Source organism: Clostridium putrefaciens (assembly GCF_900461105.1).
GTDB classification, from domain to species: domain Bacteria; phylum Bacillota; class Clostridia; order Clostridiales; family Clostridiaceae; genus Clostridium_L; species Clostridium_L putrefaciens.
Map to the genome: position 1 here is coordinate 1,604,898 of NZ_UFWZ01000001.1, position 17,669 is coordinate 1,622,566.

Annotated in this window: 13 protein-coding genes and 2 pseudogenes; 4 read left to right on the top strand and 11 right to left on the bottom strand. The window is 29.3% G+C overall.

Going from position 1 to position 17,669, the window contains the following annotated elements:
- Positions 1 to 186 precede the first annotated feature (186 nt).
- The 4 genes and pseudogenes from DY168_RS06965 to DY168_RS06980 all read right to left on the bottom strand — a co-directional run.
- Entirely contained in the window at positions 187 to 3,150 is a 2,964-nt protein-coding gene (locus DY168_RS06965) for an amino acid adenylation domain-containing protein (RefSeq protein ID WP_115641108.1), read from the bottom strand.
- Positions 3,140 to 3,868, bottom strand: coding sequence for a thioesterase II family protein (locus DY168_RS06970; protein ID WP_115641109.1), 729 nt, complete (start codon positions 3,866 to 3,868; stop codon positions 3,140 to 3,142). Before DY168_RS06970 ends, DY168_RS06965 begins: the two co-directional genes overlap by 11 nt.
- Before the next feature lie 14 nt (positions 3,869 to 3,882).
- A complete protein-coding gene (locus tag DY168_RS15195; protein ID WP_115641110.1) occupies positions 3,883 to 4,518 on the bottom strand; it encodes a 4'-phosphopantetheinyl transferase superfamily protein in 636 nt (211 codons plus the stop codon).
- Between the two features lie 388 nt (positions 4,519 to 4,906).
- Positions 4,907 to 5,191: pseudogene (locus DY168_RS06980) on the bottom strand (FAD-dependent oxidoreductase); the annotation flags it as partial.
- Between the two features lie 87 nt (positions 5,192 to 5,278).
- Here DY168_RS06980 and DY168_RS06985 point away from each other — a divergent pair.
- The gene (locus DY168_RS06985; RefSeq protein ID WP_115641111.1) at positions 5,279 to 5,653 is read left to right on the top strand and encodes a helix-turn-helix transcriptional regulator; all 375 of its coding nucleotides are present in this window, start codon (positions 5,279 to 5,281) and stop codon (positions 5,651 to 5,653) included.
- 21 nt (positions 5,654 to 5,674) lie between these two features.
- Here the strand turns inward: DY168_RS06985 and DY168_RS06990 are convergent, their stop codons facing one another.
- The 3 genes and pseudogenes from DY168_RS06990 to DY168_RS15020 all read right to left on the bottom strand — a co-directional run.
- Positions 5,675 to 5,854, bottom strand: a complete 180-nt coding sequence (locus tag DY168_RS06990; RefSeq protein WP_115641112.1) for a hypothetical protein — start codon at positions 5,852 to 5,854, stop codon at positions 5,675 to 5,677.
- Between the two features lie 591 nt (positions 5,855 to 6,445).
- Positions 6,446 to 6,748 carry a hypothetical protein gene (locus DY168_RS06995; RefSeq protein ID WP_115641113.1) on the bottom strand — a complete coding sequence of 101 codons (303 nt, stop codon included), beginning with the start codon at positions 6,746 to 6,748 and terminating at the stop codon, positions 6,446 to 6,448.
- 273 nt (positions 6,749 to 7,021) lie between these two features.
- A pseudogene (locus tag DY168_RS15020) lies at positions 7,022 to 7,417 on the bottom strand (transposase); the annotation flags it as partial.
- 493 nt (positions 7,418 to 7,910) lie between these two features.
- On the opposite strand from DY168_RS15020, the gene DY168_RS07005 reads away from it, so the two are divergent.
- From DY168_RS07005 to DY168_RS07015, 3 genes are all read left to right on the top strand, one after another.
- Positions 7,911 to 9,221, top strand: coding sequence for an IS30 family transposase (locus DY168_RS07005; RefSeq protein ID WP_115641114.1), 1,311 nt, complete (start codon positions 7,911 to 7,913; stop codon positions 9,219 to 9,221).
- Between the two features lie 380 nt (positions 9,222 to 9,601).
- A complete protein-coding gene (locus tag DY168_RS07010; protein ID WP_172556287.1) occupies positions 9,602 to 11,185 on the top strand; it encodes an ATP-binding cassette domain-containing protein in 1,584 nt (527 codons plus the stop codon).
- A gap of 390 nt (positions 11,186 to 11,575) precedes the next feature.
- Complete coding sequence (locus DY168_RS07015) at positions 11,576 to 11,896, top strand: hypothetical protein (RefSeq protein WP_207658377.1); 321 nt, start codon at positions 11,576 to 11,578, stop codon at positions 11,894 to 11,896.
- Positions 11,897 to 12,189: 293 nt separating this feature from the next.
- Here DY168_RS07015 and DY168_RS07020 read toward each other — a convergent pair whose 3' ends face one another.
- From DY168_RS07020 to DY168_RS15255, 4 genes are all read right to left on the bottom strand, one after another.
- Entirely contained in the window at positions 12,190 to 12,594 is a 405-nt protein-coding gene (locus tag DY168_RS07020) for a hypothetical protein (RefSeq protein WP_147291417.1), read from the bottom strand.
- Between the two features lie 1,935 nt (positions 12,595 to 14,529).
- Positions 14,530 to 14,652, bottom strand: coding sequence for a hypothetical protein (locus DY168_RS15160; RefSeq protein WP_278286349.1), 123 nt, complete (start codon positions 14,650 to 14,652; stop codon positions 14,530 to 14,532).
- A gap of 130 nt (positions 14,653 to 14,782) precedes the next feature.
- A complete protein-coding gene (locus DY168_RS07025) occupies positions 14,783 to 16,366 on the bottom strand; it encodes a hypothetical protein (RefSeq protein ID WP_115641116.1) in 1,584 nt (527 codons plus the stop codon).
- Positions 16,367 to 16,397: 31 nt separating this feature from the next.
- Complete coding sequence (locus DY168_RS15255; RefSeq protein ID WP_423237248.1) at positions 16,398 to 17,660, bottom strand: phosphopantetheine-binding protein; 1,263 nt, start codon at positions 17,658 to 17,660, stop codon at positions 16,398 to 16,400.
- Positions 17,661 to 17,669: the final 9 nt, after the last annotated feature.

Sequence of the window (17,669 nt, forward strand, 5' to 3'; positions counted from 1 at the left end):
AAAAAAAAGCACTTCATTAAATTTTATTTTAATGAAATTCTTTTACCTGGTAATTCACTATGCCTCAAAGGTGAGAGGGAGACTAAGTTTCCATCTTGCTATTTGCCATTGCTAATATTTCTGTTTAAGCTCAGTTTTCCATTTTATTCTACCCTGGGTTCCTTGTGAGGACATGCTTTACTGGACTCACTTGCTAAGTTGGTAATAGTTATCCTTAATACTTATATTTTCTATTCCTAAAATCTCTTCCATAGCTTTAACTAATTCTTTTTCTGCATCTGTTTTATACTTTACAAATTCTTTTTCAACTGAAATTGTATTTGGTAATAAATTATAATTTACCTTTCCATTAATAGTTAAAGGGAGGTGTTCTAAATGAATAAAGTTAATTGGAACCATATATTTAGGTAAAAATTTCAAAAGCCAATTTTTCAGTTCTAACTCTGTAACCTCTTTTTTACTCACTATATAAGCATTTAATAATTTATTTCCTAATGAATCTTCTTTAAATGCTACAACAGCATCCTTAACACATTCATTTTCTAATAAATATTTTTCTATTTCACCAAGTTCAATACGGTATCCTCTTATCTTTACTTGGTTATCAATTCTACCTACATATTCAACAACTCCATTTTCTATGTACCGTGCTGTATCTCCAGTTTTGTACATCTTTTTACCTTTAGCAAATGGATTTTCAATGAATCTTTCATAGGTTAAATTTTCTCTATTTAAATATCCTCTAGCAACTCCATCCCCAGATACATATAGTTCTCCAACTATGCCTGTTGGAACCACATTAAAATCATTATCCAATATATAGATTTGAACATTATCTGCAGCATAACCTATAGGTACTGATACGCCTTTATCATTTTCTTCATCATATTTATATATCATGCACCCAACTACTGCCTCTGTAGGTCCATATTCATTGCATATTTCTATATTTTTCCCGAAACTATTACAAATTTCTTTTGCTAAACTTACCTTTAAATCTTCTCCTCCAACAATAAATCTTTTTATATTGGAACTATTATTGTCCCTATCCTTTAATAAAGTTAAATGAGCAGGGGTAAGCTTTACAACCGTTGCTTTATTTTCTCTTAATATTTTATATAAAACAAACTCTGTTTCATCAGTATCATAAATTACAATCTGATTTCCCGAAACTAACGGAGTGAATATAGATGTTACTGTCAAATCAAAAGATATTGAAGAATATAAAGCAATAACTTCATTCTCATCTTTTAAATACCTCTTCTTGGCCCACCATATATAATTTGTTAAACCTTTATGCTCAATCATTACCCCTTTAGGTTTCCCCGTTGAACCTGATGTATAGATAATATAAGCTAAATCATTTAAACTTTTTATTTTTATCAAATTTTCTTTACTGTATAAGCTTAAATCTACATCTTTTATATTAGTTATTCTTCCTCTAAAATTAATCTCATCATCTACTTCAAAGTTTGTTAACACCATAAAGCTTTCAGAATCTTGAAGCATATAATTTATTCTTTCTATAGGATAACTCGAATCAATAGGCAGATAAGTTCCACCAGCTTTTAGGATTCCTAAAATACCTATAACTAACTCCATGGAGTGACTTGTCATAATTCCTACAATAGATTCCTTCTTTACCTCATTTTCTATTAAGTAACTTGCTAATTGATTAGATTTTTCATTTAGCTGTTTATATGTAATTGTTTCATCTTTGAATTCTAAAGCAACTTTATTTGGTGTTTTAATTGCTTGTTCTTCAAATAATTTACACACTGTTTTATTGGGATAGTCTCTATTAGTTGAGTTTAGAGTATGTATCTTATAATTGATTTCCTCTTCACTAAGGAGTCTTATATCTTTTACTTGAAGGCTTTCCTTTGTTAAAATTTCTTTGATAATATTAATCATAGAATGATTCATTACTTGAATTTGTCGCTCTGAGTATTCACTTGTTTTATAATCAAAATTTAAGGTTATATTAGCTTCTTCCCACTCCTTGACTGTTAGCTGTAATGAGTAGCTTTGATTACCACTATAATATTCCTGAACCTCTACATCTACACCATCAATATCATTAACATATTTGGAATTATAATAATTTACAGACATTTTAAACAAATTATCATATCCTTCTTTACTTAACTCTAAGTCTTTAATTAAAAGATCATAAGGATATTTCTGATTTAAAAAACAAAGTTTCAACTCTCTATTAATTAGTTTTATTAAATTTTCTATATGTAACTCACTATCCAATGTAAATCTAAAAGGCACTGTACTAGTAAACATCCCCACCATATCTTTTTGTTTCTTACCTGCCCTATTAAATACTGGTGTACCTATTACTAAGTCTTTTTTATATGTAATTTTGTTTATGTATATAAGTAAAATTGATATGAAGAATGTATTTAGCGAGCATTTTTTTTCTTCTACAAATCTCTTTATTTCATTTGATAAGTTACTATCAATATTGAAGGATTTTCTTTCGCCTTCTAAACTATTTGAAATTTTATATAAAAACTCTTCAGGCACACTTTTAAATTTTTCATTCCAAAAATTCTTATTTTTTATGAATCTATCCGAATTTAAATACTCATTTTCATCCTTTATAAAATCAACATATGAATAACTTTCTTCAATATGTATATTCTCATTTTTTGTTAACTTACTATATATTTCACATACCTGTTTTTCTATAAGACTAATTGACCATCCATCCACTATAATATGATGAACACTTAATAGTACACCATATTCTTTTTCACTTATTTTATAGATTGCAAAATAATATAATTGACTGTTTTCTAATTCAAAGCTTCTTTTAAATAAACTCTCTGCCCATTTTTCATTTTCTGCTATAGGCATTTCATCATTACTAAAATCTATAAAATCTATATTTTCTTTTTCAAAATCATGGACATATTGAACTGGTTGTCCATCTTTTTCTGTAAATCTTAATCTTAAACCTTCATTTGTCTTTATTATAAGATTAAGAGTTTCCGTAAGTTTATCAACATCAGTGCCCTGATTTATCTTTAAACAGCCACAAATATTATGAAGTTGAGAGTTTAAATTCACCTTATCTATATACCATATTCTTTTTTGTGGGTGAGTTAAATTATGATAATATATCTTATTACGCTCCATAACAAACCTCACTTTTTATATGATCTTTTTCAGCCAATGTAGTATTTATAATACTAGTTATATTTTCAGCATTACTATTTATAAAAAAATGATTTCCATCAAAATTATATACTTTAAAACCTCTACACACGTGATGTTTCCAAGCTAATAGCTCTTCTAAATTAATAGAATCTTGTTTTCCATTTAAAATTGAAACATCACATTGAATTTTATCTTCTCTTTCTTTATAGTTATAGGTTTCTAAAATCTTAAAGTCACTTCGAATTATAGGAAGAAGTATTTGAAGTAATTCTTGATTATTCATTAACTCTTCTGGTGTTCCACCAAGTTCCATTATTTTTTTCATAAAATCATAATCAGGCAAATTATATGTATTTTCCCTTTCTCTTATAATGCTTGGTGCTTTATATCCTGAAAAAAATATATGTTTAGGTTTTCTAAGATTTAACTTACTTATTTTATAATACAATTCATAAGCTAAAAGACTCCCCATGCTATGTCCATAGATGGCAAAATCATCATCTACTATTTTATCTTTAATATTTTCAAATATATCATCAACTGCTTCTTCTAAACTTTCATAGAAAAACTCATTAAATCTTTTACCTCTTCCTTTTAACTCTATTGGAACTACTTGAATTGAAGTATGTAAGTGATTTTTCCATTTATAATATATTGATTCCGAGCCTCCTGCATATGGTAAACAAAATAATATCATTAGTATGACTCCTCTTACTCCAGGTTAAATCTAGAATATTTATTAATTAAACTATTCTGATCTACTCTTATTATGTTATTATAAATTTCTTTATTTAATGAACATACAGCCACTTTATAACCTACATCTATATCAAATATCTTAGATGTATATTCCTTATGTTTATTATTGCTAATCACTTTAATATTTTCATATTGGTCCACTTCAATAGAGAATGACTTTAATGGTATTGATAGTCCTTGTCCACAACACTTAATATAACTCTCTTTTAAAGTCCATATTTCATAGAAGCTATTTAATCGAAAATTGAAGTCTTGATTAACAATATAATAAAACTCCTTTACTGTAAAAAAGCTTTTAGCTATCTCTTCATACTCAATATGTTTTACCTCTTCAACATCAATACCTACCGGTTTATTATCAACAGCACATAGTACGTACTCTCCAGAATGAGATATGTTAAAATTGAAGTTTGGATAATCTTTCAGATACGGTTTACCATATTGATTTTTATTAAATTTTATATTTTTATTACTAATTTTTAATTTTTCGACGATTATTGTTCTTATCAGTATTTCCCCAATTAATGTCCTAATCTTATCTTTTTTATTAATGAATTTCTTAATCTTATATTTTTTGTCTGAATCAATTAGTAAACATAACTTCTCTACATTTTGTACACATTGTACTTATTTCGTTATGTTTTTGTCCGTTTCTATAATTATTTTTTTAATTATATACAGCTTTAATCCCTAATTTTTTTCTAGAATAGATGGTATAAAGATTTGAAGTCGGTGTTTCTTTGCAAAACTTGCCTCTAAAAGAATTACTATTGTTCTTTGAATTATCCCCTTAAATATTCCACAGTCACTAGCTATAGTTTTAAATACAGGGAAGGCAAGTTTCCCATTCAACTAAGTTATATACGAAACAAAATTTATCCATTAGTCTTCAAGTAATTCATATATTTTACGTCTTCTCTTACATATAAAAAGGCGAAGACTTTAATTCTTCACCTTTTTATATTATTAAACTAAGTTATATTAGCTTATAACTAAATATCCCATCTAAATTTAGTTTCTTTATTCTATTTTGTATACTTTCTATATCTGTAGTATATAAATTATTTTCTTTCATCCTATTAAAGTATTCTGCTCCTGCAAAGGTATATCTGTTCCTTCTACCTTCTTTAGTTGTCATCTTATAATTTGCATAGGCTATTATATCCCCTATAGCCGTACTTCTTGGTAAGATTAGCATAGGCATTCCAAGGCCATACTTAACAGCATTATATCCTGCTAATGTACCTGTACATATAGCTTCTGCTCGCCACAGCAATCTGCAACATTTTCACAACATCTGGTAATTAATTTTTATGATTCATTATATTCTATTCTAGACGAAAATACTTTGGGAAAAAGATTAAAGAAAGCAAGGCTTAAATTAGGCCTTTCAGAAAATCAGTTATCTATTAAATGTAATCTAAGTAGAGGAGCCATAGCTGGATATGAAAGTGATAGCATACATCCGTCTAAAAGGGCACTTATAAAACTTACTAAGTTTATTGATAAAGATTACTTATGTTTTGACGAATACTCAAGATTTCTATTAAGCGATTATTCTAAAAGAATAAAAGAATGGAGAATTAGTAATGCTCTAACTTTAAGTGCTGCCTCCAAAGTCTTAGGTGTAAGTTCTAGCGCAATTGGAAGTTGGGAAAAAGGTGTCTACTCTGTAGATAAAGAAAATTACAAAAAGATTAAAGGCATTATTAAGAATCTTTAGCATTAAAAAAAGCGGCATTTTTTATATGCCGCTTTTTTCTACATTTTCTAAATCATCTATGATTTTATCTATTACATATAAGGGGTACATTTCAAAGAGAACTTGAGCTACTGATTTTGCTGCTCTTTTTTGAAATTCTTCTTCATTTTCCTTAGTTGGATAATGCACAGTTACCTTTTTAATTTTTTTATGTGTAGCCAAGCTCTATTCCCCCTCCTAAAGTTACCCCTTCTAATCAAGTTATGTTAATAATCATTTAATTGTTCCTGGATAAATTATTATTATTGCAATCTTGATTTTGTTACTCTAGGGGAATAGATTCCCATTAACATATTTTCTCATAACATAGTACCTTTTTATCATATCATCACTTAATCCAAAAATATGATATTAATTTAATACTAAGCTTAAGTTTAAATTGTAATTCTATTATATTTTTATAGTTTTGTTTATATGTTATCTACTAGCATAAAAACACCCATAGATTTGATTTATCCAAATCTATGGGTGTTTCAATTACAAATAAAATCTTAGATACTATAAGAAAATTTAGAAAGTAAATAACGGCATTCAATCATTACTTACTTTCTAAATTTCATTATATAAACACTTGAAGTCAAATGACCCCTAACTATATTATATCAGAGAACCTTAAAAATAGTCAATATAATAAAATTGTATATTTCAAATTCTACCATAAATATAAGACATTACTTATAATTGGATCAATTATAAGTGTCAAAGTGAAAAGAGTTGTATTAAAACAAAAATTCTAGTTAATTCTTTTTAACATTAGTATTCATACTTTTTAATACTACTAAGAGCTTGTTCCGAAATAGTAATAATTTCTTTTTCGCAAATATAAGATATATAATTATTATATTGATTCATATACTTAAAATCTTCTTCTTTATCTATAAATCTCCATCTAAAGGCAATACTTCCTATGTATAAAGGAAATGATATTGGAAATAAAGAACCACCTGTTCTTTGATAAATCTGTATAATAGATGAATCGTGTTTTAATTTATTGTTTGCATACCTTAAGCCACTGAAAAACTTTTTATCATGTTTATCAATGTTTTCTTTTCCCACATATTTTTCAATACGGTCATAGTAGTCGAATATTCAATGTAAAAAAGGTTCCAATACGATAATTCACTTCTTTTTTTAATTGTGATATGTCAACACCTTTTTGGACAACTTTTTTCCGAACAATATATTTGAATTCCCATGAATTTATTTGTAATTGTAAGATTGCTTCTTTGATTCAGTCAAGGGTAAACGCACTCGCTACGCTCGCCCTCGACAGAACCAAATGCAATCTTCTTATGTAGTTACAAATTCATAGGGAACTTTATTCTCAAACTACTGTACTTCCAACCTCATTTTCTCATTATATTCCATTGGTGTTAAATAATTCAGAGAACCATGCAACCTATGGTTATTATACCAGTTTATATAATCTCCCAACTCTAATCTCAATATATCAATGTTATCAAAATCCCTTTCTTTTTCAAAGATGTTTATAACCTCATCTATAGTTTTGTTCTTAAATTCATTACCCCTATCGGTGTGAAATATCTTTATATCTGTTAAAGGATATTTACAATTTAGAAAAGCTTGGTATACTAAATTGGCATCCTTTTTAGGTCCAGCACTGAAGCCTATGATTTCTCTATTATACAAATCAAGTAATGTGCATATATATGACCATTTTTTATTGACTCTTACATAAGTAAGGTCACTTACCACAACTTCTAATTTTTCTCTATCTTTAAATTCTCTATTTGTAGGTTTGTAATAAAGTTTGATCAAACCAATGTCAACAAATGTTGATTTATACTTAAAATAAAATAATGATATTTTGAACAAAGTTTGATCAAAATTAACACTTTTCCCTGTATAAATAAGTTGAAGTAGATAGCAGAAAATATCTTGAACACCTATACCTTTTTCTTTATAGCAATTTGCCTTTTTTAAAGCAGAAATAACTTTAAACTGTTTAACAAACATTACTATAGATTTTATAAAAGCATTTTTCATTTTTATTATTTTGTGATATAGTGTTCATATGGTTAATTACTCCTAAATATGATTATTTTGTATAATCAAGTCAATTATATTATATCATTTTTAATGAAAACGTAAATTGAAAAGTTAAGTTCCGTTTTTATTGATAAACAGAATTTAGTATTACAAAGTGTTTGATATAATTAATTTGATATTTGTCCTAAGCATATTAGCAGGATTAATTATGTCAAATAAAGAGTTATGCAAAGGAAAACACCTTATAATAGAAGATCGCCTTATAATTGAGTATGGTTTAGATCAAAATTATACATTAAAAGAAATTGCTGAAAGAGTTAAGAAAGACCCAACTACTATCTCCAAAGAGATTAGAAGAAATAGATTTCTTAGAGTAAGTAAGAGAAAAGAAAATGATGTGCAACCATGCCAACATCGGAGAAGTTGCACTAAGACAAACTTGTGTAATAATAGGTGTGGTAAGCAATGTAAGAAGTGTAGCTTTATAAATTGTTATCGAACTTGCAATGAATATTCCACTAAGAAATGTACTAAGATTAACAGTTACCCATATGTTTGTAATGGTTGCAGCACAGTAACTACGTGTATGGCTGAAAAAAGCTACTATAAAGCTAAAGTTGCAGATTCAAAGTATAGAGATTTATTAACATCATCTAGAGAAGGTTTGAATATAACCTCAGAGGATTTGAAAAAGATAGATGATATAATTTCACCACTTATTTCTAAAGGACAATCACTATCCCATATTTTGACCCATCATAAGAATGAAATAAACTGCTGTGAAAGAACTTTATATTATTATTTTGATAAAAATGCTTTTACTGCTAGAAGCATTGATTTGCCTAGGAAAGTTAAATATAAACCTAGAAAAAAACATAAACAACCTGTGACTAAAGAATCTACAGATAGAGTTGGAAGAACATTTGATGACTTTGTTAAATTTGTTGAATATAATCCTAATATTCCTGTAGTAGAGATGGATACTGTCCACGGCACACGAAGTGGTAAAGTTCTTCTAACATTTCTTTTTAGGAATTGCTCATTAATGCTAGCTTTCATTATTGAAAGCTGTAGCCAGGTAGATGTAAAGGAAGTTATAGATAAGCTATATGCGTTATTAGGACATGAAGTATTTAATAAATGCTTTCCTGTTATTTTAACAGACAACGGCTCAGAATTTAAAAAACCTGAAGCTTTAGAATTAGATGCTGAAGGAAATCAAAGAACTAAGATATTCTACTGCAATCCTATGGCTTCTTATCAGAAGCCACATGTGGAAAAAAACCATGAATACATAAGGTATGTAATACCTAAAGGAATATCATTTAATAATCGTACTCAAGAAGATATAACCTTAATGATAAATCATATTAATAGTACAGCAAGAGCTAGTTTAAATGGGAATACACCATTTAAACTGGCCCAAATGTTATTAGATAACTCACTGTTAGAGAAACTGTCATTAAAACATATCTCAGCAGATGAAGTACATCTAAAACCTGCACTTTTTAAAAAATAAGATATCAAAAATTTAGGGCAATTATCAGCGGAACTTAATCATGTAAAAATAAAGCAAACGGAAGTTAGTTTTGCAAGCCAATTCCGTAGGCTTAATAAGCATACTTAAAAACCCCTAAAAAATGATTATCTTATATAAATTATAGCCTATTTTAGGTATTTTAACTACTAAATTTAACTCAAAAAACTGACTTAACCCTTGCAGTTCCAATTGCTTATGCTAAAACGGAAGTTAGTTTTTCATTCAACCGATATTACATTATATTACTCTTATTCTAATCTTGAATTAAAATATGAGAGGAAAATAATTTTGAAAAGACAATTTAATCATTAGTTGAAACAAGTTAAAAGATGAGTCATTTGAAAAAAGGGGTGTTACTATTGAAGAAGTATATTAGTGAAATAAAACTTGAAATATTCTTGCAGATTGTCTGTTCTATGATTGAATCATTAGCTTTGGCTGGATTAGCATATCTTCCTAAAGTGGTTTTTGATTCATTATCAACAGGTGTAAATAGTAAATTTATTTTTGTTATTATCGCTGGATTTTGTATGTTGTCATTAGTCTCAGTTATTGCGGGTTATCTCGGAATGAAATTCAATTGGAAATATGCCATAAAGTTTGAAAACTCGATTAAGAAAGATTATTTTAATGCCATTATTCAGTATGACGATATCATGTTTCATAAGAGAGACGTTTCTGATTATATTTCTATTCAAAGTAATGATATTATGCAAATTGAACAGGATTATTTAACTCCTTTGATTAGTGCAACCAACCAAATAATTAAGGTCATTATTTTTGGCTTGGTGATGTTTTTGGGTATTGACTGGCGTATAGCGTCTGTTATTTTTATTGCATCAATTATTACAGCAATTTTACCTAAGTATACAGGTGAATTTACATCTCCAAAACGACTACGTTTTGTTAATCAAATGGGAAAGTATACTAATTTGATTTATGATTTTTTTACAGGATTTCGTGAAATTAATTCAAGAACTGCCAAACAGATAATAAAGTGTCATGCAGATGAATTGAATAGCGCAAGTTCTAGCCGATATAATTATGGAAAAGCAAAATCAATCACTTTATCTATAAATAGTGCTGCAAGAACAATGGTTCAAATCCTTGGTTTTATTACGGTTGTTGTATTACTGGTTCAAGGTAAAGTTTCAATCGGAACAGGTGTTGTAACTTTTGGGTTCATAAATAGTTTTATTGATCCGCTGGAAGAAACACTTTATTGCTTTACCATGATGGAAACTGTAAGAGATGTGAAAAATAAAGTTTTCGAAATTCTCGAAAAGAAAGAAAATAATCTCAAAAAGATAAACAAAGATTTTCAACATAATTTGGAATTAAAGAATCTTTGTTCACATAATGGATCTTTTCAAGTAAAAGACATATCATTTGTTTTTCAAAAGAATAAACATTATGTAATCATAGGAAATAATGGTTCAGGAAAAACAACATTACTGAACTCAATCATGGGATATCTACCAATTGATTCAGGTAAAATGTTAATGGACGGATGTGATTTATCTCAATTGGATTTGGCATGGTTAGTAACTTACGTACTGCAAAGGTCCCATATCTTCTCGACAAATTACAATAACAACGTAACTATGTTTCAGTCATATAGGGATTTATCTGATGAATTAATTAGAGAATTAAGTTTGTCCCAGGAACTTGTAAATAAAATTAAAACTCAAGATGAGAGTACATCTTTGAGTGGAGGTGAGAAACAGATTGTTGCTTATATAAGAGCGAGAAATTCAGAAACTCCAATTTTAATCATGGATGAACCCTTTTCTGCGGTTGATAAACATTCAAAACAACTACTAATGAAAGACATTGCTTCATTACAAGATAAAACAGTTATTATGATTACTCATGATGTAGACGAATCTTTGAATTATTTTGATGAAATAATTAAAGTGAATAATGGACGTATAGTTAAATAATCGGTAGTTGTCAAGAAGGTTGTCGCATAAACAGTAAATTTATTTGCTAAATCTCGTATTAAATGCGATATTCTGAATACTTATATTGCCGACTCTTTTCTTAATATCTCCTTTACTTCATCAGTTGGATTTAAGGCTACCTTTTTAGGAGCTTTCCAATTCCTAATTCTTTTGTTAAATCTTTGAGGATGTAGTTGTCTGGCAGAAGTTTAGCACTTGAAAAGTTTTTAGGGCGATAGCCCGTTGATTTATAATGATTTGTATCAAATTAAGAAAAGAGTTGTTAATTCCGATTTTTACTGGAATTTATAAGGGGAAAATTTGCATAATAAAAGCATCCTTTTTATAATAGTTTTGACTAGAAACTTAAAATAAAAGGATGCTGATAAAATGAACAAAAGTTATTTAAAACAAATGCTCACTTACTTCTCTAAGGTATACCATCTTGGAGAAAAAATCAATACCTTAAAGGATAAAAGAGTAAAATTTTCTGCGAAAATTTCAACAATTACTTTTGTAGTATTATTTGGATTTATGCTTCAAATAAGAAGTTTCAATAGATTAGAACATTTACTTGAAAAAGATAAATTTAAAAGGTTGCTCAATAAGAAAACTAAAGTTCCACGTATTGATACCGTTAGGCGTTCATTAAGCGACTTTGACTTAGAAGGTTGTTTGAGTCAAGTAAAAGTGGGCAACTATTTTATTTGATTTATTATCCATTACCTTACATGAGGTATTTATACTTTACCATAGCCATATTCTTAATTGTAGCTAAGATCTCCAATTTCTTTTAATCCACAAAGTTTTTGTATTACTTTTCTTCCCAAGGTAACCGCGGCTCCACTATAAGGAATAGGCGCGGTATGTATCTTATATTCTTTAGATTTCGTACCCTTTTTATTAACCGCGGAAGCGGATAAAGGTATTTCACGAATTACAGTATCTATAACGCCCTTCGGGTGCCGTAGGCATAGTTATATTGTCTCTTAATTTATATGGAACTAGCCCTCTTTATTATGCACAAAATAGTCATATAGCTCTGTAAGCTTTTTAAAAACAACCTCATCTTTATTATTTTCTATCATCATGTTAACAATTACTTCTAATCCTTCATCAACTTTACCTTGCCTAAATAATTTCAATAAGACTTTCTGTTCTTTTTTATCACTTACTTTTCTAATAAATGCTTGGCTTATATGAAATGGAGCCAACTCAAAGTGTATGTCTTGATCTTCACAACTTGCTTTTATCCACTTTGCACCATTTTCAAGTTCAAACTGATAGATACGTCTTGAATATTCAACATCCCATATAATCGTTCTTAAACAAGTCTTTTTAAGTCCCTTATTTCTATATACTTTAATATCTCTTTCTTTAAGTAGCTTTTCATCTAAAGTTTCCAACACATTTTTAAAACACTGCAGTCTTCATCACAAACCATCTTATAAATTTTTTCTCTATCTCCTTGAAAGTTAAGCCGTTTTCATTTAAACTAACATTATACATAAATTAGGCTCCATTCAGTTTTGTGTTTGCAACTTAATTATAATGGATAATTTATGTACTTGGAACATGCTTTTCCATCTCCTTTTATTTATATAGTTTTTTATACCAATTCTGCCTATTAAAATTATACTCTAACCTTCAATTAGGTCCGATTTCATTTTTAATATGAAAATTCGATTAAAAAAAAGCACTTCATTAAATTTTATTTTAATGAAATTCTTTTACCTGGTAATTCACTATGCCTCAAAGGTGAGAGGGAGACTAAGTTTCCATCTTGCTATTTGCCATTGCTAATATTTCTGTTTAAGCTCAGTTTTCCATTTTATTCTACCCTGGGTTCCTTGTGAGGACATGCTTTACTGGACTCACTTGCTAAGAATTGGTGCTAGTATATACTTGTGGATACAAAAGTTGAACAAATTAAAATATAATTAATGATAAGGAGGTAAACGGCTACGCCACAAAAGAAATAAACAGAGGAATTTAAACAACTTATAGCAGATTTATTTAATACGGGAAATATACCTAAGTAAACTAGAAAGTGAATATGCGTATCAAAATCAACAATGAATAGATGGGTTAGAAAGTTTTCTACAGTGAAAGTTCTGAAAAAGCAATTATTACAATTAAATAATATCGAGCCCTACAGTAAAGAAATATGCAAAGTATCCAAGTTTCTTAGAATCACCTACTATGAACCTTTAATAATAGTGCCGTAAAAATGAGAGTTAGATAATAAAAATTTCAGATTGAAGCTCAAAGAAGTCTACGACGAAAATAAAAATCAATATGGAATAGTTAAGATTAAGAAAGAAACTTGTTGATGCTGAAATACCATGTATTTTAAAATAATCCGAAGACACATGAAAGCCTTATATATACACGCTATAGTTGTAAAGAAATATACGTCACATAGGACTAAGAACGCTGTCTCTGAAAAAGAAAATATTCTTAATAGAGGTTTTGTCGTCACAGATATAAACTCAAAATAGCATACCAATATAGCTTACATTCATGTTCATCTGAAATAATTGAAGTAATCTCTGCAAACTCTACTTCTTCATTTGTTGCTTCAGTGTTGCTTATTTTGTTATTCCAATAATAATACCTATTTTTTTAAATTTCGTTAAGTTTACGCCATTCTGTAACTAATAGACCACTTTCAGTCCTGGCTTTGATTCTCTGCTCCCAGAGAACCATATCTTGATTTGATGATCTCAAAATAAAACCTCCCCTATATACTTTATCAAAGTATATCAAATGGGAGGTTATTTTACATGACGTTGTTTGTTCCATCGCTTGCCATCTTGTGGAAGGCATATTTAAAGTTGAAGATTAAACGTAAGCGCTTACGTTTAATCACAGTAATAGCTGGAGCATTTGCCCCAGCTACTTTTATTCCAATCAAGACAAACAATATATCCGTACCGCAACCTCATAGAAAAATTTGAATTTTCTCACTTATAGCTGATATCATAATTACATTTTCCTTTCAAACAATCTCTATTTCTTTTGACGAATAGCCAACTACCTTATCAAATTCTGTAATCAGTAAAAAATCGTATTACTGCTGACAACAAAAAAACCAAAAAGATGCCTATAAAAATTAAATGCTCAATTTTCTCTCCCAGCAGTCCATGATGATACCAACATCACATTTTCAGATATCATTCAGATCAGCTTCTTATCCGCATACTACAGAAGGTGTCTCATACTTGAAGATGCTGCTGGAATCCACTATGTTGTGAACGCATACGATTATTCTCAGCATTTTATTATCCCCATGTTTTTTTAATCCACTTAATTGTTGGATATATAGACATGAGAATAATCTTTTATCTTAATCCACAGAACATAACTAGCTCATTTTCATTATCTTCCGACAGTGGCTTTTCTTCAAGTACAGTTTCAGCATCCTTCATTGCTTTCCTCATCATTTTAACTTGATTGTGTAGCATAGATACGCGTTTTCTCAGTAGAACTGTGGTCAAGTATCCTGAAAACAAGTTCCAATTTTCGTCTAGATGCTCATGATAAATAATTTGCGCTTTAACAGAAATAAAACACACAAAATGAATAATATTTCTACTATCCAGCTAATGTAATTGCAAAAACATGTATATTAGGACACGTCGGCAATTCTATTGTGCAACACTCTTTTGTCGCATCAATATCTACCGATTGGTAAAATATATAACTACTAAACGGATATGTAAAAGCTTCTCTTTGTTCATTATCTTTTGCAACTACGCGACACATTACTGCAATTTTTTCATTAAATCTCGGTTTTCGCAGCCATGCTGAAACATTAAATGTGAAATCATCTTTTGTTCCATCCGTATACTCTACTATTAATTTTTCACACTGACTTCCTAAATCTGAGCAACATAAAAAGTATATTCTTTTATATTTGCCTTTATTTATTCTAATCCTTTCGCCATAGCAAGATATATGATCATTGTTATCTTGTAAAATGTGACCAACCCTAAAAGGTATACGATTTACATTTAATAACTTTTCTATATTATCTTCAGCTATATACATATACCGAGCGTCACTTGTAAATACAGAAGTACAATCATAGGATACAAAATCCGCAACACCATTTGTATTTAAATATTCACTTAAGTCAACTTGCTCAAAAATAGATAATTCTTCTTTATTTACACTTGTCTTATTAGATAATTCTTCTTTCGGAGTTGCTTCATCCTCACTAACAATATACAATAATTCATTTGCTATTTTCTCTTCAGCCAACGCTATTTCCTTTATCTTTAATACAATTCTCTTGATAATAGAACTACGTCTTTCTTCTTTGATGCAAAAAACCTTACATATCATTCCAAAAATAGATCCCCACTTCAAACCTACCATTTTTAATTTTTCTGCGATTTCTCTCAAAGAAACTATATCATTTTCTTCATACAAAAATAATAATAAAGCAGCAACTTGTTCTCTGGTCCTCCCAATATATTGAATATCTTCTAACAACGGAGTTGCATATATTGGTCCTTTATTTCCATCTATCTCATTTATTAGATCTTCTTCATTTGATAATGCATCTGCAAATCGGAGGATGTCACGAATCATATTACTAGATAACAGATTCATTGACATTCCTTTAATTTTCTCTTTACAGTCAAATTTTTTTTCCACTTCTTTTTTCACTATAAATCTGCATGTTGTGGCACTTTTCTCAAATTCCTCAAATGATATTTCTATCCCATCAACCGCATATTGATAATCTTTTATTATATAGCCATCATCCGTAATTCCAACAATTATCAATTCATGATAATCTAAAATTTTTAAATAATACTCTTTTAACCATGAGCAGTAGTATGCATTAAGACAAACTAATACAGGTTTATTCAGCAATAAATTTTGGCCAATCCTCTCTTTCAAATCTTTACACTGCTTCACTTCAACATTTTCAAACTTGATACCATGATAGTCTTCCAGATAGTCCCACCTATGATTACGCCATATTTCCATATTGTCTGACAGTTTATGATCTCTTGTATACTTTTCATAATCAAATTTGAATTTCCATTCATCACAAAATAACAACTCATAAGACCAATTCATATATTCAAATACAGACACAACAATACTATCAAAACAATCATAAACTTGCCTAACCACAATTGGTAATAGTATTTTTTCACTCATACCTTGATATTCCCTCCTTCAGAAAAACTCACTATTGATTCGTTAACCTGTATATTAGATTCTTCTCTATATTAGCAATCTGATCTACATTTCCTTTACACGAAATCATAGTATCCTGTAATCTTTTTTTACTAAACGATAATCTAGCCAATTTACTACGGACAATAATCCATTCATCAAGCAGATCTGAACTAAGTTTTATAATCTGCTCATCCTGAATGAATGCAAGGATCAGTTTATTGAATACTTTTTTCGATTCAATTATTTTGTTTATATTATCCAGCAATAATGGAAGTTCCTTCTCCCATGTCATACTTTGTTCAAGATACCTTTCGAAACTATCTTCGAGTAATACTATTTTTTCTTGAAGAATCTGATAAGCATCTGCTATATTTTTAATCCATATCTCCCTTTTTTGTAATGCTTCATCTGATTCTCCTTGAGCAATTCTCTTATTCCCTTCCATTATGACAACTGGTGGTTCTGTTGGATTTACTCCAAATCTCTCCAATCCCTTTTTAAAAGCATTCTCCAAATCATAATATGTGATTTCTTTTTCACTATAATCCAGCAGACTTCGTTCACTTTGCTCAAGGATATGGAAGATTCCTGTTGAATCATCAAAACCATACACAAGAATATTATGTGCCCAATGAAGTTTACCATATAAATCTTCTCGAATCGGGCTATAATAACCATCAATCTGGATAATAAGAAGACTTTTTTCCCGTAACGACTTCTTCATCACATTTATTATCTCATCGCATTGATTTAAAGTAATGATATTAATCTTGTTTTCTTCCATTATCGTGGTCCAGGTTTTTGCTTCCATATAGTTAACTTCAACCAATTCTGTTTTCTCGTTTACAGAATACGAAGGAACTGCCTGTACCATTACATCATACGGATTGATACCCAGATACTTTATTCCAGCAAATAATGCATTATAGAAACAGCTCTTATAAAAAACTTCATTATATGCCTGCACTCCATCCATATAAACTTTCTGTTCTGTCCATACGGATGAATTTACTACATCGGCACTATTATCTTCCTCTTTTGCTGGAGCTTCAAAAGAGTGCTTATCCTCGCTAACCTCTTCTCCCGAAATAAACCTGGCAATATCACTTACACGACCATATCCAAAGATGTCTTTAATTGTAAATGTATAGCCTAATTGAGCAAGTTCTGTGGAGAGCTTGATAGCAAGAAGGGAATGTCCGCCCAGCATAAAGAAATCATCTTCTGCACCTACTCTTTTGATATCTAATAACTTGGAGAAAATCTGGCATATAGCAGCTTC

What these genes read in the sequence shown, in the direction of transcription:
- DY168_RS06965 (WP_115641108.1), bottom strand. Translation starts at nt 3,150, where the DNA reads ATGGAGCGTAATAAGATATATTATCATAATTTAACTCACCCACAAAAA.
- DY168_RS06970 (WP_115641109.1), bottom strand. Translation starts at nt 3,868, where the DNA reads ATGATATTATTTTGTTTACCATATGCAGGAGGCTCGGAATCAATATAT.
- DY168_RS07005 (WP_115641114.1), top strand. Translation starts at nt 7,911, where the DNA reads ATGTCAAATAAAGAGTTATGCAAAGGAAAACACCTTATAATAGAAGAT.
- DY168_RS07015 (WP_207658377.1), top strand. Translation starts at nt 11,576, where the DNA reads ATGAACAAAAGTTATTTAAAACAAATGCTCACTTACTTCTCTAAGGTA.
- DY168_RS15160 (WP_278286349.1), bottom strand. Translation starts at nt 14,652, where the DNA reads ATGCTACACAATCAAGTTAAAATGATGAGGAAAGCAATGAAGGATGCT.
- DY168_RS07025 (WP_115641116.1), bottom strand. Translation starts at nt 16,366, where the DNA reads ATGAGTGAAAAAATACTATTACCAATTGTGGTTAGGCAAGTTTATGAT.